General features: G+C 40.4%; 18 protein-coding genes. 10 read left to right on the top strand and 8 right to left on the bottom strand.

Annotated elements, in window-relative coordinates; translation table 11 throughout:
- Window positions 1-44 precede the first annotated feature (44 nt).
- Genes gyrA through F3D68_RS02815 form a run of 4 tightly spaced genes read left to right on the top strand, consistent with a single transcriptional unit; the run spans window position 45 to window position 6,906 of the window.
- Window positions 45-2,696: a DNA gyrase subunit A gene (gyrA, locus tag F3D68_RS02830; protein WP_151192975.1), complete on the top strand. Its 2,652-nt coding sequence runs from the start codon at window positions 45-47 to the stop codon at window positions 2,694-2,696.
- A 3-nt stretch (window positions 2,697-2,699) separates the two neighbouring features.
- Window positions 2,700-3,878, top strand: a complete 1,179-nt coding sequence (gene ispC, locus F3D68_RS02825) for a 1-deoxy-D-xylulose-5-phosphate reductoisomerase (protein ID WP_151192974.1) — start codon at window positions 2,700-2,702, stop codon at window positions 3,876-3,878.
- A gap of 30 nt (window positions 3,879-3,908) precedes the next feature.
- The gene (gene bamA / locus F3D68_RS02820) at window positions 3,909-6,311 is read left to right on the top strand and encodes an outer membrane protein assembly factor BamA (protein WP_224728212.1); all 2,403 of its coding nucleotides are present in this window, start codon (window positions 3,909-3,911) and stop codon (window positions 6,309-6,311) included.
- A gap of 58 nt (window positions 6,312-6,369) precedes the next feature.
- Window positions 6,370-6,906: an OmpH family outer membrane protein gene (locus F3D68_RS02815; protein WP_151192972.1), complete on the top strand. Its 537-nt coding sequence runs from the start codon at window positions 6,370-6,372 to the stop codon at window positions 6,904-6,906.
- Window positions 6,907-6,924: 18 nt separating this feature from the next.
- Here the strand turns inward: F3D68_RS02815 and F3D68_RS02810 are convergent, their stop codons facing one another.
- Window positions 6,925-8,106 carry a class I SAM-dependent rRNA methyltransferase gene (locus F3D68_RS02810; RefSeq protein WP_151192971.1) on the bottom strand — a complete coding sequence of 394 codons (1,182 nt, stop codon included), beginning with the start codon at window positions 8,104-8,106 and terminating at the stop codon, window positions 6,925-6,927.
- A 199-nt stretch (window positions 8,107-8,305) separates the two neighbouring features.
- Here F3D68_RS02810 and F3D68_RS02805 point away from each other — a divergent pair, with 199 nt between their 5' ends.
- A complete protein-coding gene (locus tag F3D68_RS02805; RefSeq protein ID WP_191092677.1) occupies window positions 8,306-8,830 on the top strand; it encodes an outer membrane beta-barrel protein in 525 nt (174 codons plus the stop codon).
- Between the two features lie 5 nt (window positions 8,831-8,835).
- On the opposite strand, the gene ptsP is transcribed toward F3D68_RS02805, so the two are convergent.
- Window positions 8,836-11,094 (bottom strand): phosphoenolpyruvate--protein phosphotransferase, encoded by a 2,259-nt coding sequence (ptsP, locus tag F3D68_RS02800; RefSeq protein ID WP_151192969.1) that lies wholly within the window; start codon window positions 11,092-11,094, stop codon window positions 8,836-8,838.
- A 5-nt stretch (window positions 11,095-11,099) separates the two neighbouring features.
- On the bottom strand, window positions 11,100-11,582 hold the full coding sequence (locus F3D68_RS02795) for an RNA pyrophosphohydrolase (protein WP_170137166.1): 483 nt from the start codon (window positions 11,580-11,582) through the stop codon (window positions 11,100-11,102).
- A gap of 150 nt (window positions 11,583-11,732) precedes the next feature.
- Between F3D68_RS02795 and glnA the strand changes: the two genes are divergently transcribed.
- From glnA to F3D68_RS11190, 4 genes are all read left to right on the top strand, one after another.
- Window positions 11,733-13,145 (top strand): glutamate--ammonia ligase, encoded by a 1,413-nt coding sequence (gene glnA, locus F3D68_RS02790; RefSeq protein WP_117001486.1) that lies wholly within the window; start codon window positions 11,733-11,735, stop codon window positions 13,143-13,145.
- A 171-nt stretch (window positions 13,146-13,316) separates the two neighbouring features.
- Window positions 13,317-14,894, top strand: a complete 1,578-nt coding sequence (locus tag F3D68_RS02785) for a cytochrome ubiquinol oxidase subunit I (RefSeq protein WP_151192968.1) — start codon at window positions 13,317-13,319, stop codon at window positions 14,892-14,894.
- Window positions 14,894-16,069: a cytochrome d ubiquinol oxidase subunit II gene (gene cydB, locus F3D68_RS02780; RefSeq protein WP_151192967.1), complete on the top strand. Its 1,176-nt coding sequence runs from the start codon at window positions 14,894-14,896 to the stop codon at window positions 16,067-16,069. The genes F3D68_RS02785 and cydB overlap by 1 nt, the downstream gene beginning before the upstream one ends.
- 18 nt (window positions 16,070-16,087) lie before the next feature.
- Complete coding sequence (locus F3D68_RS11190) at window positions 16,088-16,249, top strand: hypothetical protein (RefSeq protein ID WP_191092676.1); 162 nt, start codon at window positions 16,088-16,090, stop codon at window positions 16,247-16,249.
- Window positions 16,250-16,255: 6 nt separating this feature from the next.
- On the opposite strand, the gene dksA is transcribed toward F3D68_RS11190, so the two are convergent.
- From dksA to F3D68_RS02755, 5 genes are all read right to left on the bottom strand, one after another.
- Window positions 16,256-16,669: an RNA polymerase-binding protein DksA gene (gene dksA / locus F3D68_RS02775; RefSeq protein ID WP_117001483.1), complete on the bottom strand. Its 414-nt coding sequence runs from the start codon at window positions 16,667-16,669 to the stop codon at window positions 16,256-16,258.
- A 131-nt stretch (window positions 16,670-16,800) separates the two neighbouring features.
- Window positions 16,801-17,958: an alpha-hydroxy acid oxidase gene (locus tag F3D68_RS02770; protein WP_151192966.1), complete on the bottom strand. Its 1,158-nt coding sequence runs from the start codon at window positions 17,956-17,958 to the stop codon at window positions 16,801-16,803.
- 11 nt (window positions 17,959-17,969) lie between these two features.
- Complete coding sequence (locus tag F3D68_RS02765; protein WP_117001481.1) at window positions 17,970-18,125, bottom strand: cation:dicarboxylate symporter family transporter; 156 nt, start codon at window positions 18,123-18,125, stop codon at window positions 17,970-17,972.
- A 70-nt stretch (window positions 18,126-18,195) separates the two neighbouring features.
- Entirely contained in the window at window positions 18,196-19,581 is a 1,386-nt protein-coding gene (locus F3D68_RS02760; protein ID WP_151192965.1) for an APC family permease, read from the bottom strand.
- Window positions 19,582-19,691: 110 nt separating this feature from the next.
- Window positions 19,692-20,393: a response regulator transcription factor gene (locus F3D68_RS02755; protein ID WP_191092675.1), complete on the bottom strand. Its 702-nt coding sequence runs from the start codon at window positions 20,391-20,393 to the stop codon at window positions 19,692-19,694.
- Between the two features lie 261 nt (window positions 20,394-20,654).
- Here F3D68_RS02755 and F3D68_RS02750 point away from each other — a divergent pair, with 261 nt between their 5' ends.
- Window positions 20,655-23,060, top strand: a complete 2,406-nt coding sequence (locus F3D68_RS02750; RefSeq protein ID WP_151192963.1) for a hypothetical protein — start codon at window positions 20,655-20,657, stop codon at window positions 23,058-23,060.
- The last annotated feature ends 34 nt before the right edge of the window (window positions 23,061-23,094 follow it).

The raw sequence follows: 23,094 nt of genomic DNA, 5'->3' as shown, positions 1-23,094 counted from the left end.
TAATTCGTGCCAGTTTTTAGAATATTTGAAGCGTTTATATCCTTATGACCACACAATTTGCCAATGAAGTTTTTCCGGTTAATATCGAGCAGGAATTAAAGCAATCATATCTTGATTATGCAATGAGCGTCATCGTTGGACGTGCGCTTCCTGATGTGCGTGATGGCTTAAAGCCTGTGCATCGACGCGTTCTTTTTGCGATGAAAGAATTAGGAAATGACTTTAATAAGCCTTATAAGAAATCAGCACGTGTTGTTGGGGACGTGATTGGTAAGTATCATCCGCATGGTGATACGGCTGTTTATGACACGATTGTGCGTATGGCGCAGCCGTTTTCATTGCGTTATATGCTAGTTGACGGTCAGGGTAACTTTGGTTCGGTTGATGGCGACTCACCTGCGGCAATGCGTTACACCGAAGTGCGCATGTCAAAGATGGCGCATTCACTATTAATCGATATCGATAAAGAAACGGTTAACTTCTCGCCAAACTATGACGAAACCGAGATGATTCCGGATGTGTTACCAACGCGTATACCTAACCTGTTGGTCAACGGTTCATCCGGTATTGCGGTGGGGATGGCAACAAATATTCCGCCACACAATTTAAATGAAGTCATTGATGGTGTGATTGCACTCATTGAAAACCCTGAGTTAAGCATTGAAGAATTGATGGAGTATATTCCAGGACCTGATTTTCCAACGGGTGCTTATATCAATGGACGTGCCGGCATTGTTGATGCGTATAAGACGGGCAGGGGGCGTGTTATTATGCGCGCTAAAGCATCGATTGAAACCGATAAGAAAACTGATCGAGAGCAGATTATTGTTACTGAAATCCCATATCAGGTAAATAAAGCGCGTTTAATTGAGAAAATTGCCGAACTGGTTAAAGACAAAAAAATCGAAGGTATTTCTGAGCTACGTGATGAGTCCGATAAGGATGGTATGCGTATTGTTGTCGATGTTAAGCGTGGCGAAATGGCTGAAGTGCTATTAAATAACCTATATGCACAAACACAAATGCAGTTAAGCTTCGGTGTCAATATGGTTGCTTTGGTTGACAGTCAGCCGAAGTTGTTAAATTTAAAAGAAGTGATTGAAGCCTTTATTCGTCATCGTAAAGAAGTGGTAACGCGCCGCACGATTTTTGAATTGCGTAAAGCGCGCGAGCGTGCGCATCTTTTAGAAGGTTTAGCGATTGCCTTATCAAATATTGATGAAATGATCGCATTGATTAAAGCGTCTAAAACACCAGCTGAAGCTAAAGAAGCACTGTTAGCTCGTTCATGGTCTGGTAAACTTGTCGGACAAATGCTTGAAGGGGTTGATCAAGGACTTTATCGCATTGATGGCTTGGCATCACATTACGGTTTACACAATGATGAATATTTCCTGTCACAAGCGCAGGTTGATGCGATTTTAGAGCTTCGCTTGCATCGCTTGACAGGCTTAGAACAGGATAAGATTCTTGATGAATTTAAAGCGTTACTTCTGCGTATCGAAGAGTTGATCGCGATTTTAAAAGATATTAAACGCTTGCTTGAAGTGATCTGTGAAGAACTGCAAGAGGTGAAAGCACAGTTCGGTGATGCGCGTCGCTCAGAGATTATTGCCTCTCAGCTTGATTTAGGTTACGAAGATTTAATTACTGAAGAATCGATGGTGGTTACACTTTCATATGATGGTTATGTCAAAGCGCAGCCATTGAAAGATTATAATGCGCAAAAACGTGGTGGGCGTGGTAAATCCTCGACGCAAATGAAGGAAGAGGACTTTGTTTATAAACTGCAAATTGCCTCGACACACGCCATGATGTTGTGTTTTTCAAGCTTGGGTAAAATATACTGGAGCAAAGTCTATGAATTCCCGCAAGCAGGGCGTGCTGCCAAAGGCAGACCAATTAATAATGTGTTTCCATTAGAACAAGGTGAGCGCATTACGGCTATGTTGGCGGTATCCGAGTTTACTGAAGGTTGGAATGTCTTTATGGCAACCAAGCAAGCAACGGTTAAAAAAGTTGATCTAACCGCCTTTTCGCGTCCGCGCAAGGGCGGCATTTATGCCTTAACCCTTGATGAGGGTGATGAGTTATTGCATGTGCATTTAACCAATGGTCAGCAAGAGATTATGATGTTCTCAAATGCCGGTAAAGCCATTCGCTTTAACGAAGAGGACGTGCGCGCTGTGGGTAGAACCGCGCGCGGTGTCAGAGGCATGCGCATTCAAGAAGATCAAACGATTGTTGGCGTGATTGTTACCGAGCCTGATCACGGTGTGGTGTTAACGGCAACTGAAAATGGTTATGGCAAACGCACCCCAGTTGCTGAGTATCGCAAGACGGCGCGTGGTTCGCAGGGGGTGATTTCAATCTCGACATCTGACCGTAATGGTCTTGTGGTTGCAGCAGGACTTGTTGAAGAAACAGATGACATTATGCTAATGACCGATCAAGGTGTGCTCATTAGAACACGTGTACGTGAAGTGCGTGAAACAGGTCGTTCAGCTCAAGGTGTTAAGTTGATCAACTTGAAGTCAGATGAAAAACTGGTCTCAGTACAAGTCGTTGGCGAGGATGAGTCTGAAGAAGATTTTGATGATGAAGTGCTCAATAATGAAACAAATGACGCCACAATAGCAGATGACGCGCTAGAACAGGGTGAGCAAAATAACGAAGATGACAGTGAGCTGGAGTAATTCGTGAAAGTCATCACGATTTTGGGGGCGACAGGATCAATTGGTGTTAATACGCTAGAGATTATTCGCGATAATCCTGCTGATTTTGAAGTTTATGCATTGACTGCATATCGTAATATCGAGCTGTTATATCAGCAATGCCTTAAATTTTCGCCACGCTATGCTGTGGTTGCAGATGAAAGCTTAGCAAATAAGCTTAGCAATGATCTTAAAGCTTTAGATTGTCAAACGATAGTGCTATATGGCAAAGAGGCGCTTGTTTCTGTAGCTAGTGCCGAGAAAGTTGATATGGTTATGGCTGCCATTGTTGGTATTGCAGGATTGGCGCCAACGTTTGCAGCAGTGAATAAAGGCAAAACCATTTTATTGGCGAACAAAGAAGCATTGGTCACTGCGGGTGAGATTTTCATGCGTGCAGCAACACAATCTGGTGCGATGATATTGCCTGTGGATAGTGAGCACAACGCGATTTTTCAATGTTTGCCTGATCAAGATAAGCATTATGATCAACAGGCAATTTCCAGAATTATTTTAACGGCCTCAGGCGGCCCTTTTCGCGAAAAGTCTCTGGATGAGCTTAAAGATATCACGCCAGATGAGGCTTGCGCACATCCAAACTGGCAGATGGGGCGCAAGATATCCGTTGATTCGTCAACGATGATGAACAAAGCGCTAGAGGTTATCGAGGCCTATTGGTTATTTCAAGTGCCAGTCGAAAAAATTGAAGTATTGATTCATCCACAAAGTATTGTGCACTCGATGGTTGAATATCATGACGGTAGTTTTATCGCGCAGATGGGGTCCCCAGATATGAAAACCCCGATTGGTTATGCGATGTATTATCCACAAAGGCACAAAATCAATGTGCCAAAGCTTGATTTCACTGCTAAACCATTAAGTTTTAATGCACTGGATGGGCAGCGTTTTGCACTTATTCCATTGGTGTATGACATGCTAAAACGTCAAGATTATGCTGCAACAATTGTGTTAAATGCTGCCAATGAGGTGCTGGTTGAGGCTTTTTTGGCGGAAAAAATACAATATTTGGAAATAATCGAGTATATTGAACGAGTTTTGCAAGAATTAAAATTGAATAAACCTGAAACCATTGATGATGTTGTCGCTATTGATTTAAAGGCGCGTAGGCATGTTTCAGTGCTTTTAAATACAGATAAAGATTGAATAAAATAATTTAAATGAAGGAAGATTAGCTTGAGCTTATCATTGAAAAAAACATTGTTACTTACGCTTTTAGGTGCCGCACCTTTTGCTGGTGCTTATGCACAAAATAGCTTTGTTGCCAAAAATATAAAAGTTGAAGGCTTGGAGCGCATCTCAAAAGAAACTGTGCTGAATGATTTAGGTATTCATGCAGGGGAAACGATAGATGCAGCCGAAACCAATGAGGCAATTAAATCGCTTTACAGCAGTGGGTTTTTCAAAAATGTACAGTTGTATCAAGATGGCAATAGCCTGATTGTGAAAGTAGCCGAGCGTCCAGCAATCAGCGCGGTTGATTTTGATGGTAATGATAAGATTAAAAATGATGATATGAAAAAAGTCTTGCGTGAGGCAGGTCTTGATGTTGGTAATATCGCTAACCCTGAAATTCTATTTCAAGTTAAACAATCGCTATTAATGCAATATGCGTTGATGGGTTATTACTCAACGACGGTTGATATACAAGAGATTAAAGAAGCACGTAATCGTGTGGCGATAAAGATCAATATTGCTGAGGGTAAAACCGCAACCGTACGTCGCATTAATGTGATTGGCAATAAAGCATTCTCACAAAGTGAGCTTATTGATAATATCACGTTTAAAACACCGTCAATTTGGAATTTATGGGGACTGTTTACCTCAAAGGCGGATTACTCGCCAACCAATATGCAGTCTTCAACGGAAGATCTAAGTAATTACTATATGAATAATGGTTACTTGGACTTTAAAGTGACTTCACAACAGGCATCATTATCACCGAATAAAGAAAATGCATTTATCGCCTTTGATGTAAGTGAAGGCGAGATTTACAAAGTCTCTAAAGTATCATTAGAAGGTAAGTTCGTTATTGCCAAAGCCGATCTTGAGAAGCTTATTAGTTTTAAAGCAGGAGATACTTTCTCACGTCAAAAAGTGCTAGATAGCGCTAAGGCAATTACACAAGCGTTGGGCGATAAAGGTTATGCCTTTGCCAATGTTAATCCAGTGCCTAATGTTGATAAAGATAACAAAACGGTAGCGTTAACTTTTTATATTGACCCCGGTAAAAAAGTCTATATTAATCAGATTAATTTCCTAGGAAATAATGTTACCAATGATTATGTTTACCGCCGTCAGATGCAGTATTTTGAATCCGGTGTTTACAATCAGACAATGATTGATCAATCAAAAATTAAATTACAAAGAATGCCATTTGTCCAAGATGTAACGGTTAAAAAGACGCCAGTGCCTGGTTCTGATGATCTAGTCAATATGGATTATGATATTAAAGAAAGAAGTGCCAATACGGTCAGTGCCAGCATTGGTTACTCACAGCTTTATAACTTTATGATTGGCGGTAATTTAGCGTTGCCTAATATTCAAGGTACGGGTAATCAATTCTCGATTGGTGCGAATTTGTCAAGTGTTTATCAAAGCTTGAATATGTCTTATACCGATCCATATTTTACCCAATCAGGAATAAGTCAGACAATTAGTACATATTTATCACGTACTGACTATGATGATACATCAATTGCAAGCTATCGCTTAAATCAATATGGTGCGAATTTAGGTTACAGTATTCCAACATCAGCATTTGACTCGATTAGTGTCGGCGGTGGTGTTGATCACACGCAAGTTCTACAACCGACCGGAGGTACATCGAGTATTTTAGATTGGTTTGTTAAGCAAAATGATGGTCAAACCTCCTTTAATACATTTACGGTGAATCTGGGTTGGAATCATAATTCAACAAACCGTGCTTATTTCCCCACAGAAGGAACGACCTTAGGGCTAAATGGTACTGTGTCAGTACCTGGAATTAGTGATCTACAGTGGTATAAAGTCACGGGATCTGCAGGTTTCTTCCATCCAATTGTTGGCGATGTCACACTTTCAGTCAAAGGGGGTGTGGGTTATGGTAATGGCTATGGTGATACTGAGTATTTACCATTTTTCCAGAACTTCTATGGTGGTGGCTGGGGCTCAGTGCGTGGCTTCTCTCAAGGGGGTATGGGACCTTCTGATACCTATACACCAAACGGTAGTCCGGCAGAGCAAGGTAACTCGATAGGTGGTAACTTAAATGTGTACACGAATGTGGACATTTTGTTCCCAATTCCAGGCTTGAAAGACAGTCGTAATATGCGTTTAGGGATGTTCTTTGATGCAGGTAATGTTTATAACACTTACAATATCCCAACATATAATTCAGGTACAAATAGCGGTGTGATTTGGCCTGGAACTGCCGGTGATAGCTCGCCAACGTTTTCTAATTTACGTTACTCAGTGGGTGTTGAATTCCAATGGTTGTCACCTTTGGGTGCCATGGCGTTTAGTTTGGCAAAACCATTGAATGAGAAGCCTGGCGATTCAACGCAAATTTTCCAGTTCACACTGGGGCAAACGTTCTAATCTTTTGGGTTGAAAAGTATTATAAGATTTCAAATTTAGTTAAATCTAAGGAGTAAATATGAAAAAATTAGCAATGATTAGTTTGGCATCAATGGCGGTCACGAGTGCTGCTTTTGCCGCAGATGCGAGTAGCTTAAAAATAGGCTTGGTTAATCCAGTTGAGATTTATCAATCCGTGCCGCAAGGTGAACAGAGCATTCAGGCATTACAAACAAAATTACAGCCCAAAGCAGATGAGCTACAAAAGCAGCAACAAGGCTTGCTAGAAAAGATGCAAACCTTACAAACCAATGCGCCAACGCTGACAAAATCTGATCTGGATAAGCAGCAAAAAGCATTAACTGATGAACAGAATAGCTTTAAGCAACAAGCGACGGCATTTAAGCAAAGCGAGATGCAGCAAGAGCAAAAAATTGCTCAGGATTTCCAAGCAAGCTTTAATACCGCTGTCGAATCTGTTGCCAAAGAAGGTAAGTACAGTCTAATCCTAAGCTCGCAAGCAGTGGCATATGCCGCACCTGATTTGAAAGTCGATGTGACTGATCAAGTCGTAGCACAGATGAAAAAACAAGGCGCATCTGCCGAGAAAAAATAATAGAAATAATAAGCAGCGTTAGCGTAGCTTAAAAATATAGCATTTTAAATAATCGTGATAATCGACATGAATGGACTGTGTGTGGCAGGGTGATGAGTACCCTTTGTGTAACAAAACCAAGTCATAAGAAAGCGATTGAAGTATCTCAAAGAAAGTTGCCTCATCGATGTGGCGACTACAACTACAAGCGATGAATAATCCGCCTTTATTCAGGCACGAAAGTGCTAATTTAAATAAGCGTTGATAGGCACGTTTTGCTTCTGGAATATGTTTTTTTGATTTAGCAAAAGCAGGCGGGTCTGCTACAACGACATCAAAGTATTGTTGCTCGGCTTTTAATTTTTTGAGTGTTTCAAACATGTCACCATGCTCAAGCTCAATGTCTCTGCTACTTGTGTTTTGATGATTTTGTTCAATATTGGTTTTTGCCATAGCTAGGGCGGCTTTACTTTGGTCGATAAGCGTAAAATGGTCAATGAAATCTGCAGCGGCAACACTCCATGCGCCCATGTAGCTGCAAATATCTAGCATGCTGGTCATCCCTTTGTGAAGATAGTTGCGTAGTGCGATAAGGTTTAGGCGTTGGTCGAGAAAAAGCCCGGTTTTTTGACCGTTGATCAGATCAAACATAATGCGCTTGCCAGCAAACAGAGTAGTTTGAGTTGATTCACCAGATAAATATTGCCATTGAGTAATACTGCCTAGTTTTTCGATCTCCCGTATTTGCCCTGTGCTTCGTTCAAAAATAGCTGTGTCAGGCATGAGGGCTATCAATGCTTGAATAACGTAGGGCATGAGTAAATCAGATGCAGCTGAGCTTGATTGGACAACGGTAGCTGAGTTATAGCAATCAATGGTAATCCCAGGGAGTCCATCATGATCGCCATGGCATAAGCGAAAGGCCTCTCCTTGTTGAACAAAATAAAGTTGCTGTTTATCATGCTGCAGTTGTGCTAGGAATTGTCGTAGCGCATATTCAATATCGTGGTTATTAATCGATTCCATGTTAATGCGTGTCATTCTAATTGCTGCAAGTTGATGTTTGCTATATAGAGCTAGTCTGCCTTGCTGTTCAACCAAAGCTGCGCCATGCGGGTTAAGCAACTCAGGAGTTAGATGATTGACCTCATTACTATAGAAAATTTGTCGAGTATGGAAGTTTTTGATTTTGCTGTTAAGACTTATTGTTGGAATATTCATGCTAGGAGCATTTTGGATGAATGTGCCGGAATTATACTTTAGCCGATGTATTGTGTATAGGCGCTTATGATTTAATAAGAGTTAAAAGGCGCTAATGATCAATGATATAGAACAAGTGATCAATTCATGCTTGATTTAATGGATTTTTATATGCACAATGGCGCCTGTTTTTCAAATTAATATACAAGGATGGATTGTTATGAACACAAAGAGTTTTGCCTATATTTTCGCTGGTGTATTAGCGGTTACAAGTTATAGCTATGCAAATAGTCAGTCAGCAGAAGATGGGAAAGCAACGCGTAGCGGTTTCTTTTTGGCACCCGCCGTTGGTGTATTAACAAATAGTGGTACGGGGTATAAAACATCACCAGAATTAACGCTTAGCTTTGGCTATAGCTTTAGTCCTTATTTTTCGATTAAGGCGGGTGGTATTCTATTTGCCGCGCGGAGTGAAGACACTGCGCAAAGTACAAAATTTAGTACCTATACACGGGCTGATGTAGTGTTTTCACTACCAACACAAACGCTTTTTACCCCTTATGTACTTTTTGGCGTAGGTAAGCTTAGTATGGCGCATACTGAATTTGCATCAAATATTGGTGTTGGCGTGGCTTATACGTTAAGTCAAAATTTTGCTTTAACCGCAAACTATCGCAATATTATTCCGGCAAAAACCGGTGGAACAATGAATTTATTTGATATTGGGTTTGTGCATTATTTCTAAGGGTGTTAATTAATCCCAGCGCGAATCAAACCACCTAAATCATTTTCAACAAGGAAGTTTTCTAAATAAGTGTGCACCTCATCAGTGGTGGCGAGTTTTAGCACTTGTTTTAACACATTGCGGCATTGTTTCTTAGTAACAGATCGTAATACCTGCTTAACTTTAAGAAGCGCTGAGGCGTTCATGCTTAAGCTGTCAAATCCCATGCCGACAAGAAGTGCGGTGGCAATTGGGTTGCCGCCAAGCTCACCACATAATGAGATTTCTTTGTTGTATTTTTTGGCTACTTTGACCAAGTGGTAAAGTGTGCGAATCATCGCCGGATGCAGTTGATTGTATAGATTAGCAACTTTTTCATTGGTGCGATCAACAGCTAAAATGTATTGTGCTAAGTCATTTGAGCCAATGGATACGAAGTCAATAAGAGCGATTAAACGCTCGGCAAGCACAACGGCAGATGGAACCTCAATCATGATGCCAATGCGTGGCTTGTCGATATCAAAGCCTTCTTCGACGACTTCTTTATAGGCTTGACGAATAAGCTGTTTGGCCTCTTTAATCTCCTCAATGGTCGTAATCATTGGCAGCAAAATATGCAGATTGTTATGATGCAAACTTGCTTTTAGCATTGCCCTTATTTGCATTAAAAAAAGGTTGGACTGATCCAGTAGCATGCGAATGCCACGCCAGCCAAGTGCCGGATTCTGCTCTTCTTCGTAGAAGTAGGGTAGTGTTTTATCCGCACCAACATCTAAGGTGCGTAAAACAGCAGGTTTATCAGGGAAGGTTGATAAAATTTGCTGATAGATAATACGTTGCTCATCCTCACTGGGAAAGCGCTCGCGAATCATAAAAGGAATTTCAGAGCGATATAAACCAATGCCTGCTGCTCCTTGACTTAAAGCGCGATCCAAATCAGCAATTAAACCGACATTTGCTTTAAGTGTTACTTCATGCCCATCAATTGTTGTACTTGGCAAGTCTTTAAGTGCTTGCAATTCAACGGCTTTTTGACTCTCATGCTTGATTAAGCGCTCATATGCTGATTTAAGTCCCTTAGCAGGTTGGATATATATGCGCCCAACATAAGCATCAACAATAACCTCTTTACCATCAATGAAGCTAATTGGTAATGCTTTGATGCTTGTAACAAAAGGCACAGACAAGGCTTTAGCTAAAATAGCTGCATGAGAGTAAGAGGAGCCGTGTTCTGAGATAATTGCTTTTAAGCGCCCTTTAGGCACTTCGGCAATCATCGATGCGGTGACTTCGCTCGCAACAAGAACAGTATCAACAGCGTAGTGACTTTTCTTTAATATTTTATTCTCAAGTGCCAATAAGATGCGTTTGCCTAAATCACGAATATCACTAGCGCGTTCGACAAAGTAAGGCTCATCCATTTGCTCAAAAAGTGTGGCTTGCTCGATAACAACACGTTTGATCGCGCTTTGTAGCCATATGCCCTGACGGATATAGCCAATAATTGCGTCATAAAAACGACTGCTATCGATCATTTGCAAATAGGCTTCAAATAATTGTGCTTCTTCACTGCCCGCAAGGAGGGTGACGCGCTCTAGCATTTCCTCCAATGACTCTTTGACATCCTTTACCGCACTAATAAATAAACGCTCTTCATCCTCTGATTGCGTAGGTTTGTCAGGAATCTCTTCAATATCAGTAATATTATAACGCGCAACCGCAATGCCTTTTTGTACCCCATCATTGGCGCTTACACCATCAAAGTACATCGGACTTTTTGGTTTATCTTCAATTTGCTCAGAAACATCTTCAATATGAATGGCGCGATTTAATGGTAGTGACAAGTTAGCGCATAGCGTCGCAACATCGGTTTGCAAGCTTTCAGTAATTTTGTCTTTATCATTAAGTTGTAGCGCAATAATAGCGATCACTTCACCCTTGTGCACAACGGGCGCTGCTAATAAAGATTGTAGGCGATTGCGTGAAAGCGTTTGTAGCACACTATAGCTTGAAGCTTTAGACATATCGGTAATAATGAGTGCTTCTTCACGTAAAGCAACCTTGCCCAAAAGATCATCTTTGGCGCTGATGTAGATCATCCCAGATCGCAGTGTTGGCACTAGCGTTGACGCGCTTAGTGTGTAGGTGTGCTCTGTTTCATCCAAAATAAAAACACTGCACGCATCGACACTAAGCACTTTGCATGCTTCTTTAGCAAACATTGATAAGACGACATCAAGCTCATGCTTAAGCTCAATGATTTTGACTAAAGGCTGCCATAACATGATATTTACTCGCGTGACCAGTCTTTAAGCACAGGGAAAAAATGCTCAAGTGCTTTTTGATAAACATGGCGCTTAAAGGCAACGACTTTTCCTGCGGGGTACCAGTAATTTACCCAACGCCATTCATCAAACTCGGGCTTTTTATTAGCGTTGAGATTAATTGCGCTATCGGCAGATTTTAAACGCAACAAAAACCATTTTTGTTTTTGACCAATGCACAATGGGCAATTTCTTCTAATTAGCGACCTGGGAAGTCGATATCTTAACCACGTTCTTGTTGCAGCAATCACCTCAACATCATAAGGCATAAGCCCTACTTCTTCTTTGAGCTCTCGATACATTGCTTCAATCGGCGTTTCTCCGGAATTTAAACCACCTTGTGGAAACTGCCATGAACTTTGGTTGACGCGACGACCCCAGAACACTTTGTTTTGATCATTCATAATAATGATCGCCACATTTGCTCTGAAACCTTCTTGATCTATCACGATCATTTCCAAACCTAGTACTATCCTGCTGTTTAGCATACCGTAAAGCAGGTAACTTTTCCTTGAAAATCTTGCTAAATTTTGCAAAAAAACTCTGATAGAATAGATCGCGGTAAAACTATCAACCAAATCTCAAGGAGCGTTATTAGTATGTCTGACTTTACACATTATCAAGCCATGGTTAGTGAATATGGAATCGAATTTGTCGATCTTCGATTTACCGATACAAAAGGCAAAGAGCAACATGTAACCATTCCTGTGCGCGCTGTTGATGAAGATTTCTTCACAGATGGCAAAATGTTTGATGGTTCTTCTATTGAGGGTTGGAAGGGAATTAATGAATCAGATATGATTTTGATGCCAGATGCATCAAGTATGTTGATTGATCCGTTTTTTGAAGCGCCGACATTGATTATCCGTTGTGATATTTTGGAGCCGGCAACGATGCAGGCATATGATCGTGATCCGCGTTCAATCGCAAAGCGTTGTGAAACTTATATCAAATCAACGGGTATTGCTGATACGGCATTCTTTGGTCCAGAGCCTGAGTTTTTTATCTTTGACGATGTGACGTATAAGTCAGATATGGAAGGTTCTGAGTATAAAATCAGAAGTAATGAATCAGCGTGGAGCACTAATGATCTCCATGGCGGTCGCAATAACGGGCATAAACCTGGTGTTAAAGGTGGTTATTTCCCTGTGCCACCAGTGGATTCATTGCAAGATATTCGCTCAGAGATGTGCTCTATTTTGGAAGAATTAGGGCAAGAAGTCGAAGTGCATCATCATGAAGTAGCAACGGCAGGTCAGTGTGAAATTGGCACTAAGTTCTCTACCTTGGTGGATAAAGCCGATCAAACACAAGTCTTTAAATATGTAGTGCACAATGTGGCTAACGGCTTTGGTAAAAGTGCGACTTTTATGCCAAAACCGATTCCGGGGGATAATGGCTCAGGTATGCATGTACACCAATCACTTTCAAAGGGTGGCAAAAACTTATTTGCAGGCAATGGTTATGCTGGGCTTTCAGAAGAAGCGCTTTACTATATCGGCGGCATTATCAAACATGCTAAGGCGTTAAATGCATTTGCCAACCCATCAACCAATAGCTATAAGCGCTTAGTCCCAGGGTTTGAAGCGCCAGTGCTTTTGGCATATTCAGCACGCAACCGCTCAGCATCTATACGTATTCCTTTTGTTAATAGTGAAAAAGCACGTCGCATCGAGGTGCGCTTTGGTGATCCAACAGCTAACCCTTATTTAATGTTCTCAGCCATGGTCATGGCTGGGATCGATGGCATTAAAAATAAAATCCATCCGGGTGAAGCAATGGATAAAAACCTATATGACTTACCACCTGAAGAACTTGTTGATATCCCAACAGTGGCAGGCTCGCTAGAAGAGGCACTTGCTGCTTTGGATGAGGATCGTGAGTTCTTAACCGCAGGTGGCGTGTTCTCAGATGATATGATTAATGCCTATATCGATTTGAAAATGGAAGAAGTGCAGAAGCTTAATATGACGCCGCATCCAGTTGAGTTTCAGATGTACTACAGCTTGTAATCTGAAAATTTCACTAGAATTAATAGGATATAAACTTAGCTTGTTATGGATGGCAATAAATTCATTTTATTTAATGCATAAGAAATTAAACTGCTGTTAAACTTGCAATAGGTGGGTAAATCTCTACAATCGAGCAATAAAATTTTATTAACACATTGGGAGTGTGCACGCATGGATATGACACAATTATTTGTCGATTTATCGCGCGGTCAGTTTGCATTTACAGCTCTATTCCATTTTGTCTTTGTACCATTAACACTTGGTTTGTCGTGGATACTATTTATTATGGAGGCGGCCTATGTCAAAACAGGTAAACAAGTATACAAAGATATGACCAAATTTTGGGGCAAGCTTTTTGCAATTAACTTTGCGATGGGCGTTGTCACAGGGATTACCATGGAGTTTGAGTTTGGCTTAAACTGGGCGTATTTCTCTCGCTTTGTTGGTGAAAGTTTTGGCACAATATTAGCCATTGAAGGACTGACGGCATTTATGACGGAAGCCACACTTTTTGGTTTGTTTTTCTTTACATGGAATAAAGTGGGTAAAAAAACGCATTTATTGATTACTTTTTTCTTGGCATTGGGTACAAATTTATCAATTGTTAATATCCTAGTAGCCAATAGTTGGATGCAGCATCCGGTAGCGACGTTTTTAAATCCTGAGACAATGCAGATGCAGTTAACGAGCTTTGTGCAAATCTATATGCAGGAGTTGGCACAAATTCGCATTGGTCATGTTGCTTTCGCTGGATATTTGATATCGGCTGCATTTGTTGTTGGTATTAGCGCATGGTATTTGTTGCGCAAGAGAAATACTGGATTTGCAATGCGTTCGCTTGCGGTAGGTCTTGGCTTTGGTTTATGTTCCTCAATTTTTATTTTCTTTTTGGGGGACGCTAATGGTCTTGCCGTTGATAAATATGAACCCGCTAAAATGGCAGCAATTGAAGGGCAGTGGGAGACACAAAAGGCACCTGCTGCCTGGTCTGCTGTGTCTTTTCCATCACAGGAGCATGAGAAAAATTATTTTGAGATTCAAATTCCATGGATGTTGAGCTTAATTGCAGGACACAGCTTATCTGCAACAGTTGAAGGGCTTAAGCCTATTATGCGTGAAAATAAAGATCGTATTTACGATGGATTGGTAGCGTTAAAAGCTCTGGAAAAAATTAGATCAGGTCAAGGAACTGCGCATGATTTTGATATCTTTGACCCGAAAAATCCAGAGACAAAAAAGTATCGTGACAATATTGGTTATGCCTTTATATTGCAGGCGCATGCCAAAGACCCACATAATGCAAGTGCGGCAGAAGTTGCTAAGGCTGTCAAGGATACTATTCCAGAGGTTTGGCCAGTGTATTGGAGCTTCAGAGTGATGCTAGCTTGTTGGGCAATGGTGTTTTTTGTTATGGTTTTTGGCGCTGTTCATGTATTGCGTCGCACATTACTTAAATATCGTTGGTTTTTATGGTTGGCAGTTTTTGCCATTCCATTACCGTATATTGCGGCTGAAGCAGGTTGGATTATCGCTGAAATGGGGCGTCAACCATGGGTGGTACACGGTATATTGCCAACAAGTATGGGCGCATCGACCTTGGCGTCGTGGAATATTGTGGTGAGCCTTGCTTTTTTTGCATTGCTATATGTTGGACTATTTGTTGTGGAATTAATTGTTATGCTCAAGGTTGCTCGCAAGGGACCACGGTCTTTAGGTAATGGTAATTATGATTATAAGGAGCATCAATAATGTTATTTGATTATATGACCTTACAAATTATCTGGTGGGCAATTATTCTTCTGGTTCTTATCCTTTATGCGACAACCGCAGGTTGCGACTTTGGAGTGACGATTATGATGCCCTTTATGTCTAAGCATAAAGGCTTTAAAGAAAATGATGTTGAGAGACGTTTGGCGTTAAATACTATCGCCCCTACGTGGGATGGCAATCAAACGTGGATTGTTATTGGTGGTGGTGCTTTATTTGGTATCTGGCCAGCCGTTTATGGCACGATTTTCTCAGGATTATATCCGGCATTATTGTTAGTGCTATTTACCTTTTTCCTGCGTCCACCTGGGTTTGATTATCGCAGTAAACTCGATGGCGATGGTTGGCGTAAATTCTGGGATTGGGGACTTTTTATCAGTAGCTTTATTCCGGTGCTTATCTTTGGTCTAGTGCTTGGCGCGCTATTTCATGGTTTACCGTTTTATCATGATGACTTTTTATTAAGATCGGTATATGCCGGCAATGCATTTGCTAGTGTGTTATCACCTTTTGCCATTTTGTGTGCGCTATTAGCATTAAGCATGGTGTTGATGCATGCTTGCTTACATTTAAATCGTCGCTTGGCAGGTGAGTTAGGCTTGCGTTTTCGCCGTCTATCTAATCTGTTTATCCTCATTAATTTACTACTTGTTACCATTGGCTTGATTATGTTGGCATATGTTATCCCTGGGATGATTATCACGGACACGCCAGCAAGTCTTGCGTTTAACACACAGGTCGATGTGGTTACGGGTGGATGGCTACATAACTACGCTCTTCATCCGTGGATGTGGTTAGCCCCTGTTTTATGTTATGTGATGTTGTTACTCGCTGCCATTACCAAAGAGAAAAATGAAACTATCGCTTATTGGTGCTCGGCTTTGGCTATTACTGCAATTCTATGCTCTGCAGCATTTGCTTTGTTTCCATTTGTTGTCCCTTCTAACTGGGTAGGCGCAGGCGGTTTTGGTAGCCAAAGTTTAACGATTTGGAATGTATCAGCATCTGAATATAGTTTAATGGGCATGCTGTATATTACGTTTGCCTTTATGGTATTGATTGTTGTTTATAAGTTTTGGGGGTTTAGTGCTGCATGGCGCGGTAAGTCTAAGCTTGATAAAAGCGACCTAGAGCAAAACAATCATACATTCTACTAAGTTAATAGAGGAACCATTATGTGGTATATCACAATTATAATTATGCTGGCGATTTCAATGTATGTTGGTTACCGCTTTACACTGTATGTCGATGATAAAATTGAAAAAGGAAAATACAAAGAGATCAGTGATGATCCAAATCATATAGCTAATAAAGGGGATCATCCTGATAAAAAATAACCGTAATTAGGCTTTGATAATGCCTTGCGTCCTTTCTTGATGTTCTTGAATTTCTTTTGCTTGTACCGATAAAGTCGCTGTTGGGCGTGCAAGTAAACGCTGCACGCCAATGGGCTCACCAGTTAGCTCACAATAACCGTATTCACCATTTTCAATATGCTTTAGTGACTCATTAACTTTGCGCAGTAATTTACTTTGACGATCAACCGTGCGTAAGTATAGCTGTTGCATTTCCTGAGAAGTAGCAACATCATTTAAATCGGTGTTGCGTTCAGACTCAGCCAAGCTTTTCTTTGCATCATCAATTGCTTCACTTAACTCTTGTTTTTGCTGAAGTAATAGTTCCTTGAAAAAAGCCAACTGCTCTTCATTCATATATGCATCTTCAGGCATATTCAGTAGTTCTTTCTCTGTCAGCATAGTGTGCCTCCATTAACGAGTTAGTTTTTTATTAGGGCGTTTTTATATCATAAAAAATAATCGATCACTAATAAATTTACTGCATATAAGTAAAAAAAGTAAAACTTTGGCGTTTAGTCAAGAAAATGAGATTAAAAAGTTGATTGGGCTAGGATATTTTGATTAATGTAATTAATATTTGTATGACCACAAAATGCCATGGTTTTGTCTAGCTCATCATAAAGAATTTCTAAAACACGTCGAACGCCATCTTCGCCATATGCGCCAAGCCCATAGATAAAAGCGCGTCCAATCATTCCAGCGCGAGCGCCCAGTGCTTTTGCTGTTAATAAATCCTGTCCACAGCGAATGCCCCCATCAAGCAAAATTTCAAGCTTATTGCCAACTGCTTGATTAATCGTGTTGAGCATAGATATAGATGATAGAGCGCCATCAAGTTGGCGACCACCATGATTAGATACAACAATCGCATCAGCGCCAAAGGCAACTGCTTTGTGCGCATCATCAACATCCAGAATGCCTTTAATAATAATTGGACCCTGCCATTGATCTTTGATCCATGCTATATCGTTCCAATTGAGAGAAAGATCAAATTGGTCTGATACCCAGCTGCTTAAAGAGGATAGATTATCAAGATTATTAACATGCCCTACTATATTGCCAAAATTTCTGCGAGACGTTGTAAGCATCTTAGACCACCATCTAAATTTTGTAGCCATATTGAGAAGGTTTTTGCAAGTAAGTTTTGGGGGGATAGATAAACCATTTTTAAAGTCAGCATGTCTCTCACCAATCATTTGCAAATCAACAGTCAAAACAAGTGCTGAGCACCCGACTGCTTTGGCTCTATTGATGAGCTCACGGGTGAAGTTTCTGTCTTTCATGACATATAATTGAAACCAAAATGGTGCGCTGACTTTTTCGGCAACATCCTCTAAAGAACAAATGGACAGCGTGGAGAGCGTATAAGGGATGCCAAAGCGCTCGGCTGCTTTTGCCGCTAGAATTTCGCCATCGGCATGCTGCATACCTAAAAGCCCCGTCGGGGCTAAAATGACAGGCATTGTGTAGTTTTTTCCAAGGATGTTTGTTGCAAGTGTACGCTCTTTTATGTCGACAAGAACGCGTTGTCTAAAGCAATATTTCTGAAAATCTTTTTCATTAGCATGATAAGTAGTTTGGCTCCAAGAGCCTGAATCGCAATACTGCGCAAACATCTTAGGTACTTTTTTATGGTAACGGGCTCTCATTTGCTCAATACTACGAATATGTTCAAGCTTTCTTTGCATTAGAATATCCTCTATTGGTAATAGATATCACGATCAATCTGCTTTTCACTATTGGCAACAACAGCAGTCACAGAAACATCACCTGTGACATTAACAGCCGTTCTGACCATATCAAGAATACGATCAATGCCGATTAAGATGTTGCGAGTAAGTTTCTTGTTTGTCATGAGATTTCCTTGCTATCTTGATGCTTCCTTATAGCACTATAGTGTAAACCTGCTCTAATGCAAGGAAGTGCTATGGTTGATACCTACGTAACCAGATCCACAAGAAGGGAATAAGAATAATGATAATGTCAGCAATAATAATGATGGTAACATAAGCATAAATGTTTTGGATGTGTGAAAAAGCGGGCGGAAAAATCCCTAAGAAAATGCCACTCAAGCAAGCTAGGATACCAAAAATACAAATAATATTTAAAAGTAGATTGTTTTTTGATCCAACATGAAAAATTCGCTCAATATGCGGTTCTTTATAACGCAAACGCATGGCAGCAGCAAACACCAGGATCCACATAAAAACCGTAAACTGTGATGTTAATGCGATCAATAATGCAAAGGCAGATTGAATTGTTGGCATAAAAAAAAATACAAAGGATAGCAGACTGCCAATAACACCTTGAATCAAAAGCACATTGGTTGGCATGTGATTATTGTTAAGCTTAGCAAAAGCTTGAGGTAAAAGTTTCTGTTGAGCGACCTCTTGCATGGCGCGAGCGGGTCCCAACATCCAAGTGCTAAGGGCTGCGATCATACCAATGACGATAAGTAAGGCAATAAGCCCTTGAAATTCACCAAGACCGGCAAGGTTAAGTACAGCACTAATTCCTTGAATTAATCCACTCATCGGATTAATTGAGTTTTGAGGTGTAATAATCACTAAGGCAAGTGTTGAGATGATCGACAGTAGCACAATAATCACAATTGATAAGATCATTGCCTTAGGGATGCTGCGCTTGGGGTTTTGCACATTTTTAACATGAAAGCTTGTTGCTTGAATGCCTGAGTAGCTCGCCAAAGTTTTGACAAAGAGTGCGAAAGTCACAAATGATAATTCAGGCAACCAATTATGGAAGTTGCTAAAATGAGCATGGTTTTGCCCCATGATTAGAAAATAAATCGCGCCAGCAAGTAATAATACCCCAGGTAAAATCATGCCTAAGAGTGCGCCAATTACGTTGAGAATGACAACGCGACGCATCGGTAAACAGTTAAACAGTGTTAATAACCAGAAAATGGCAAGCATAGTAAGGCACAGGGTCAGCTTGCTATGTTCGATCTGATCAAAGCCGATATAAACAATCGTGGCAGCAATTGCCGAGAGACTGGCTGGGAAGCTTATAACGTTATTAAACCACTCCATCCAGATTGCGATTAAGCCGGTTTTTTCACCAAATGCGCGCTTCACCCAAGTGTATACGCCACCATTATCTTTCACTAACATGCCGCCTAATTCAGCGCAGACTAGAGCGCTCGGAATCAGAAAAAAGATCGCAGCTAAAAGATAAAAGAAAATAGAGCCCAGTCCAATGGTTGCCATAAAGGCGATGGAGCTTAGGCTAATGATTGCGGTGATGTTCATGAGTGTCAATTTCGACACCGTCAGTGTTTTATCGTAAGACATAAATTTAAATGCGCTATAAATGTTAGGCGCTATCTTGCCGTATAAAAAATAAATAGCAAGTTGGGATATGCGTTAGACCTTTAGGTTCATAGGCGTATCTAAGACAAAAGCTATTTAAACTGAATCGAGCCTAAGAAAATATAGCCATGACCACGAATGGTGCGAATGATTTGTCCTGTCGGGTCATTGATTTTTTTGCGGATACGTCCGATAAGCTGATCAACACTGCGACTATCCGCTTGATCAGTAAGTCCTAATATCTCAGCAATATCGTATTTACTAATCAATTGATTTTGGCGTGAGATCAGTAAATCCAGAATTGAAGCCTCAGCTTTGGTTAGTGAAATATCTTTTTTGCTTTGTTCATCACTTAGCGTTTTATGATTCAAATTAAATTGTAAACAATTAAAAACGGCATATTGATATTTCTTTTGGGAGGGTGCCTTGCTTGAGAATTGAATAAGGTTTTTAATGCGCGCATATAGCTCATGCAGATTAAAAGGCTTCTCTAGATAGTCATTAGCGCCAGACTCTAAACCGATGATGCGATTGGTTTCGCCAATATTGGCAGAGAGTATCAATATTGGTGTTTTCGGGCTTAATAGGCGCATTTGCTTACAAACATCTAAACCGTAGATATCAGGTAAGTTTAAATCAAGAATAACAAGCTGATAGCTGTTTTGCTCAAAATCAATAAGCGCTGGTTGTGCCTTGTTGAAGTGTTTGATGTCAATGAGCTTTTGTTGCATAAATGATTTCACAATTTCGGCAATTGTTAAATCATCTTCGACATATAAAACTTTGTAATGCATGTGATACCCCCATTTTGCATGTTTATATGATCTCATTATAGACTTTTAGTGGCTTCATTGTCGTCTTTGTTTGGCACTTATGTATATGAAAAGGCAGAAATGTAAATGACTGAGACAATAGACCAAGGTCATATACTATATCAATTTGATGGTTTACTCAAAGGCTCTGTTTTTATTTATTGCTTGCGTCAAACTTAACACAAGAACAGCAAAACAGGATTTGCTGACAAAGTTAAGATTAATGTAAGAGGAGATAGTACCATGAGCAATAAATTATCATTAGCCTACAGAGTAAGTGCATTAAGTGCGATGGTTGCAACATTGGCAGCGTGTAGCTCATCCCCGGGTACACCACAAGGCAGCCCGCAATCTGTTGGTGTCCAAGCAGAGATTAGTAGCGCGCAATTATCGGCAGCAACTGTTACACAAACGGATAATAGTACCGCATTAACTGCACAGGTAACACCACAAGCGCTTGCGGTAGGGGCGAGTCATAGCTTCACCTTAACACTTCGCGACAAATCAGAAGATAAAGCTAATCGCTTTGCGACGCAAACATGTGAAGTAAATGCAGCTAATAATTATCGCTGTGACTTCGCTTTAGCTGCTAATGATGGCTCTGGCTCTAAAAGCAAAGCCGTATCAGTAGGTACGCACCAGCTAGAAGTTAGTGGCGATGGTGTAATCAATAGTAAAACCGTCAATGTTGAAGTTATCCCAGGGTTATTTGGCAAGATTGTTAAAACCTACAATATGGGTTCATATATTCTGGTGGTTGAAAATGGTGGTAGTGACCAAACCAAGCAATACGAGGAGTTAACTGCAGCTGAGAAAAATTATTTCTACAAATTTCAAGACAGTGAGTGGCTATGCTTGGATCAAGGCAAAGGCATTGAAATTTTGGATCAATGGATGACTCAAGGTGGTTTTTATTATTTTGATCCAACAGATGAAAAAATGCATTTTGTTGGCTTAGATCAAGCGCAAAAACCAATGAATTTTGCCGTGGATATTGCCGAGCTCTCAGCAGGTAACAAAGAGAAATTTAAGGCAGACAAAGAGTCAAATCTTGTGGTGATTGATACAGGAAGTAATAGCAGTGTCTATCAAAGAAATGCACAAACGCACACAAAAGTTGATTTAGGTGATCTTGCTGGCGCTAACGATATTAAGCTAACCCAAAATGCAATTATGATAACAAAGGACAACTCAATGAGATTAGCTTTTGTACATAATGGCATATTGTCTGAGTGGAAGACGCTTGAAGGTGGTGATTTTAGTCTGATTGACATGCCAAAAATTGGGCAAAATATTGCGATTGTTCATCAGCTTGTTAAATATAGTGGTAAAAAGTTGATGCATGAGGGATTTAAGCGTGTGTTCTATTTTGATCTTGCTAACAATCGGGTTATAGAGGTTAATTACCCAGAAGAACTAGAGAATGGCTACCCAGCGTATTTTAGTTTAGATCTGTCAGAAAATGATACTTTAATTGCCCAATCATACGATGGAACTTTTGTGCATATGATTAGCCCAGAGCGCGGCATTGATAAAACTTCAGAGTTGTTAAGTATGGGTGAAGTTATTGCGGCTCAACATACAGTGGCTTATAACAATGATAACGAGGAGGCTTTTGCGCTATTTTATGATGTAAAGAACAATACGATTAAGCAAGAAGATCTAGGTAGTGTATCAATTTCAAAAGGGATGAGTGAAGCACCATTGGCACCGATTGCGGTAGCGCCCATGACTATCGCTTATATTGATAGACGAGGTCTAAATAGTGAAAGCAATGATCGTGATAACTATTTAGTTAGCTTGTATTTTGATGAAGTTTTAGAAAAGGTGTCTAAGTTCGAGAGAAAATTGACGGAGAAGCGTGAAAATAGTGATGGAGAAGCGTTAGTTGCCGCCGATAAATATACGGTTGCGGCATATATGGTTGAGATTCCGGATGAGGATAAGGTTGAATCTTGGGCTGCGGATATTATTAGTCGCTTACTATTGGATCAACCAATTCAGCTGGCAGGCAATATTAATGTACGCTCATATGCTGAGATTTACCACCCGCAAACCAATGTTGATGAAGCGAGAATTACAAGTAATGAATCACTATTAGAAAAAGCTCAATTGGTAGATGAGAATTGCAGTTTAGGTAGCGTGCTAGATCACTTGGATACACTCATTAAAAGCGGGGGATCACAGCAAGAGAGTGAGTATGTGGAAAAAACTGAAGAAGCAAGTATGTCCCAAGAGATTGAGGGTGCATTAAACAAACTATTACAAAGTGTTATGGAGTTTAAGTTGGTGGCGCCTGGGTCAGCCTTACATGTTCCTAGTGATGTCACATTAAATTGTAAAGACAATAAATTTACTTTTAGTGCAGAGGTGCCAGTTGCCTACTATAGTGATGCACAAATGAAAGTAAATAATATGATGATTGATGCATCCTATCAGGCGCAAGCAGATGAGTTAAATGACTTAATTACGCAAATTGACCAAGGCGTTGATCAAATGTCATTAATCACCTTGCCAAGACTACAAGTTGTATTGGATTTATTAACGGGCACACAGCTGATAGGTACGCAATTTACGCACTTATCACCAAAAAATATGGTCTGCTATGCATACCAACTTGGTGATACTAATGTGGCAATGTTGCGCTAAGTTAAATCGATAAATATCAGAAACAGCGACCTAA

The sequence above is a fragment of the Cysteiniphilum sp. JM-1 genome (genome assembly GCF_008711525.1).
Classification (GTDB): domain Bacteria; phylum Pseudomonadota; class Gammaproteobacteria; order Francisellales; family Francisellaceae; genus Caedibacter.
The sequence above is the reverse complement of the archived record's forward strand: the minus strand, read 5'-3'. Positions and strand labels throughout refer to the sequence as shown.

What these genes read in the sequence shown, in the direction of transcription:
- gyrA (WP_151192975.1), top strand. Translation starts at nt 45, where the DNA reads ATGACCACACAATTTGCCAATGAAGTTTTTCCGGTTAATATCGAGCAG.
- F3D68_RS02815 (WP_151192972.1), top strand. Translation starts at nt 6,370, where the DNA reads ATGAAAAAATTAGCAATGATTAGTTTGGCATCAATGGCGGTCACGAGT.
- F3D68_RS02810 (WP_151192971.1), bottom strand. Translation starts at nt 8,106, where the DNA reads ATGAATATTCCAACAATAAGTCTTAACAGCAAAATCAAAAACTTCCAT.
- F3D68_RS02805 (WP_191092677.1), top strand. Translation starts at nt 8,306, where the DNA reads ATGAACACAAAGAGTTTTGCCTATATTTTCGCTGGTGTATTAGCGGTT.
- ptsP (WP_151192969.1), bottom strand. Translation starts at nt 11,094, where the DNA reads ATGTTATGGCAGCCTTTAGTCAAAATCATTGAGCTTAAGCATGAGCTT.
- glnA (WP_117001486.1), top strand. Translation starts at nt 11,733, where the DNA reads ATGTCTGACTTTACACATTATCAAGCCATGGTTAGTGAATATGGAATC.
- F3D68_RS02785 (WP_151192968.1), top strand. Translation starts at nt 13,317, where the DNA reads ATGGATATGACACAATTATTTGTCGATTTATCGCGCGGTCAGTTTGCA.
- cydB (WP_151192967.1), top strand. Translation starts at nt 14,894, where the DNA reads ATGTTATTTGATTATATGACCTTACAAATTATCTGGTGGGCAATTATT.
- F3D68_RS11190 (WP_191092676.1), top strand. Translation starts at nt 16,088, where the DNA reads ATGTGGTATATCACAATTATAATTATGCTGGCGATTTCAATGTATGTT.
- dksA (WP_117001483.1), bottom strand. Translation starts at nt 16,669, where the DNA reads ATGCTGACAGAGAAAGAACTACTGAATATGCCTGAAGATGCATATATG.
- F3D68_RS02770 (WP_151192966.1), bottom strand. Translation starts at nt 17,958, where the DNA reads ATGCAAAGAAAGCTTGAACATATTCGTAGTATTGAGCAAATGAGAGCC.
- F3D68_RS02765 (WP_117001481.1), bottom strand. Translation starts at nt 18,125, where the DNA reads ATGACAAACAAGAAACTTACTCGCAACATCTTAATCGGCATTGATCGT.
- F3D68_RS02760 (WP_151192965.1), bottom strand. Translation starts at nt 19,581, where the DNA reads ATGTCTTACGATAAAACACTGACGGTGTCGAAATTGACACTCATGAAC.
- F3D68_RS02755 (WP_191092675.1), bottom strand. Translation starts at nt 20,393, where the DNA reads ATGCATTACAAAGTTTTATATGTCGAAGATGATTTAACAATTGCCGAA.
- F3D68_RS02750 (WP_151192963.1), top strand. Translation starts at nt 20,655, where the DNA reads ATGAGCAATAAATTATCATTAGCCTACAGAGTAAGTGCATTAAGTGCG.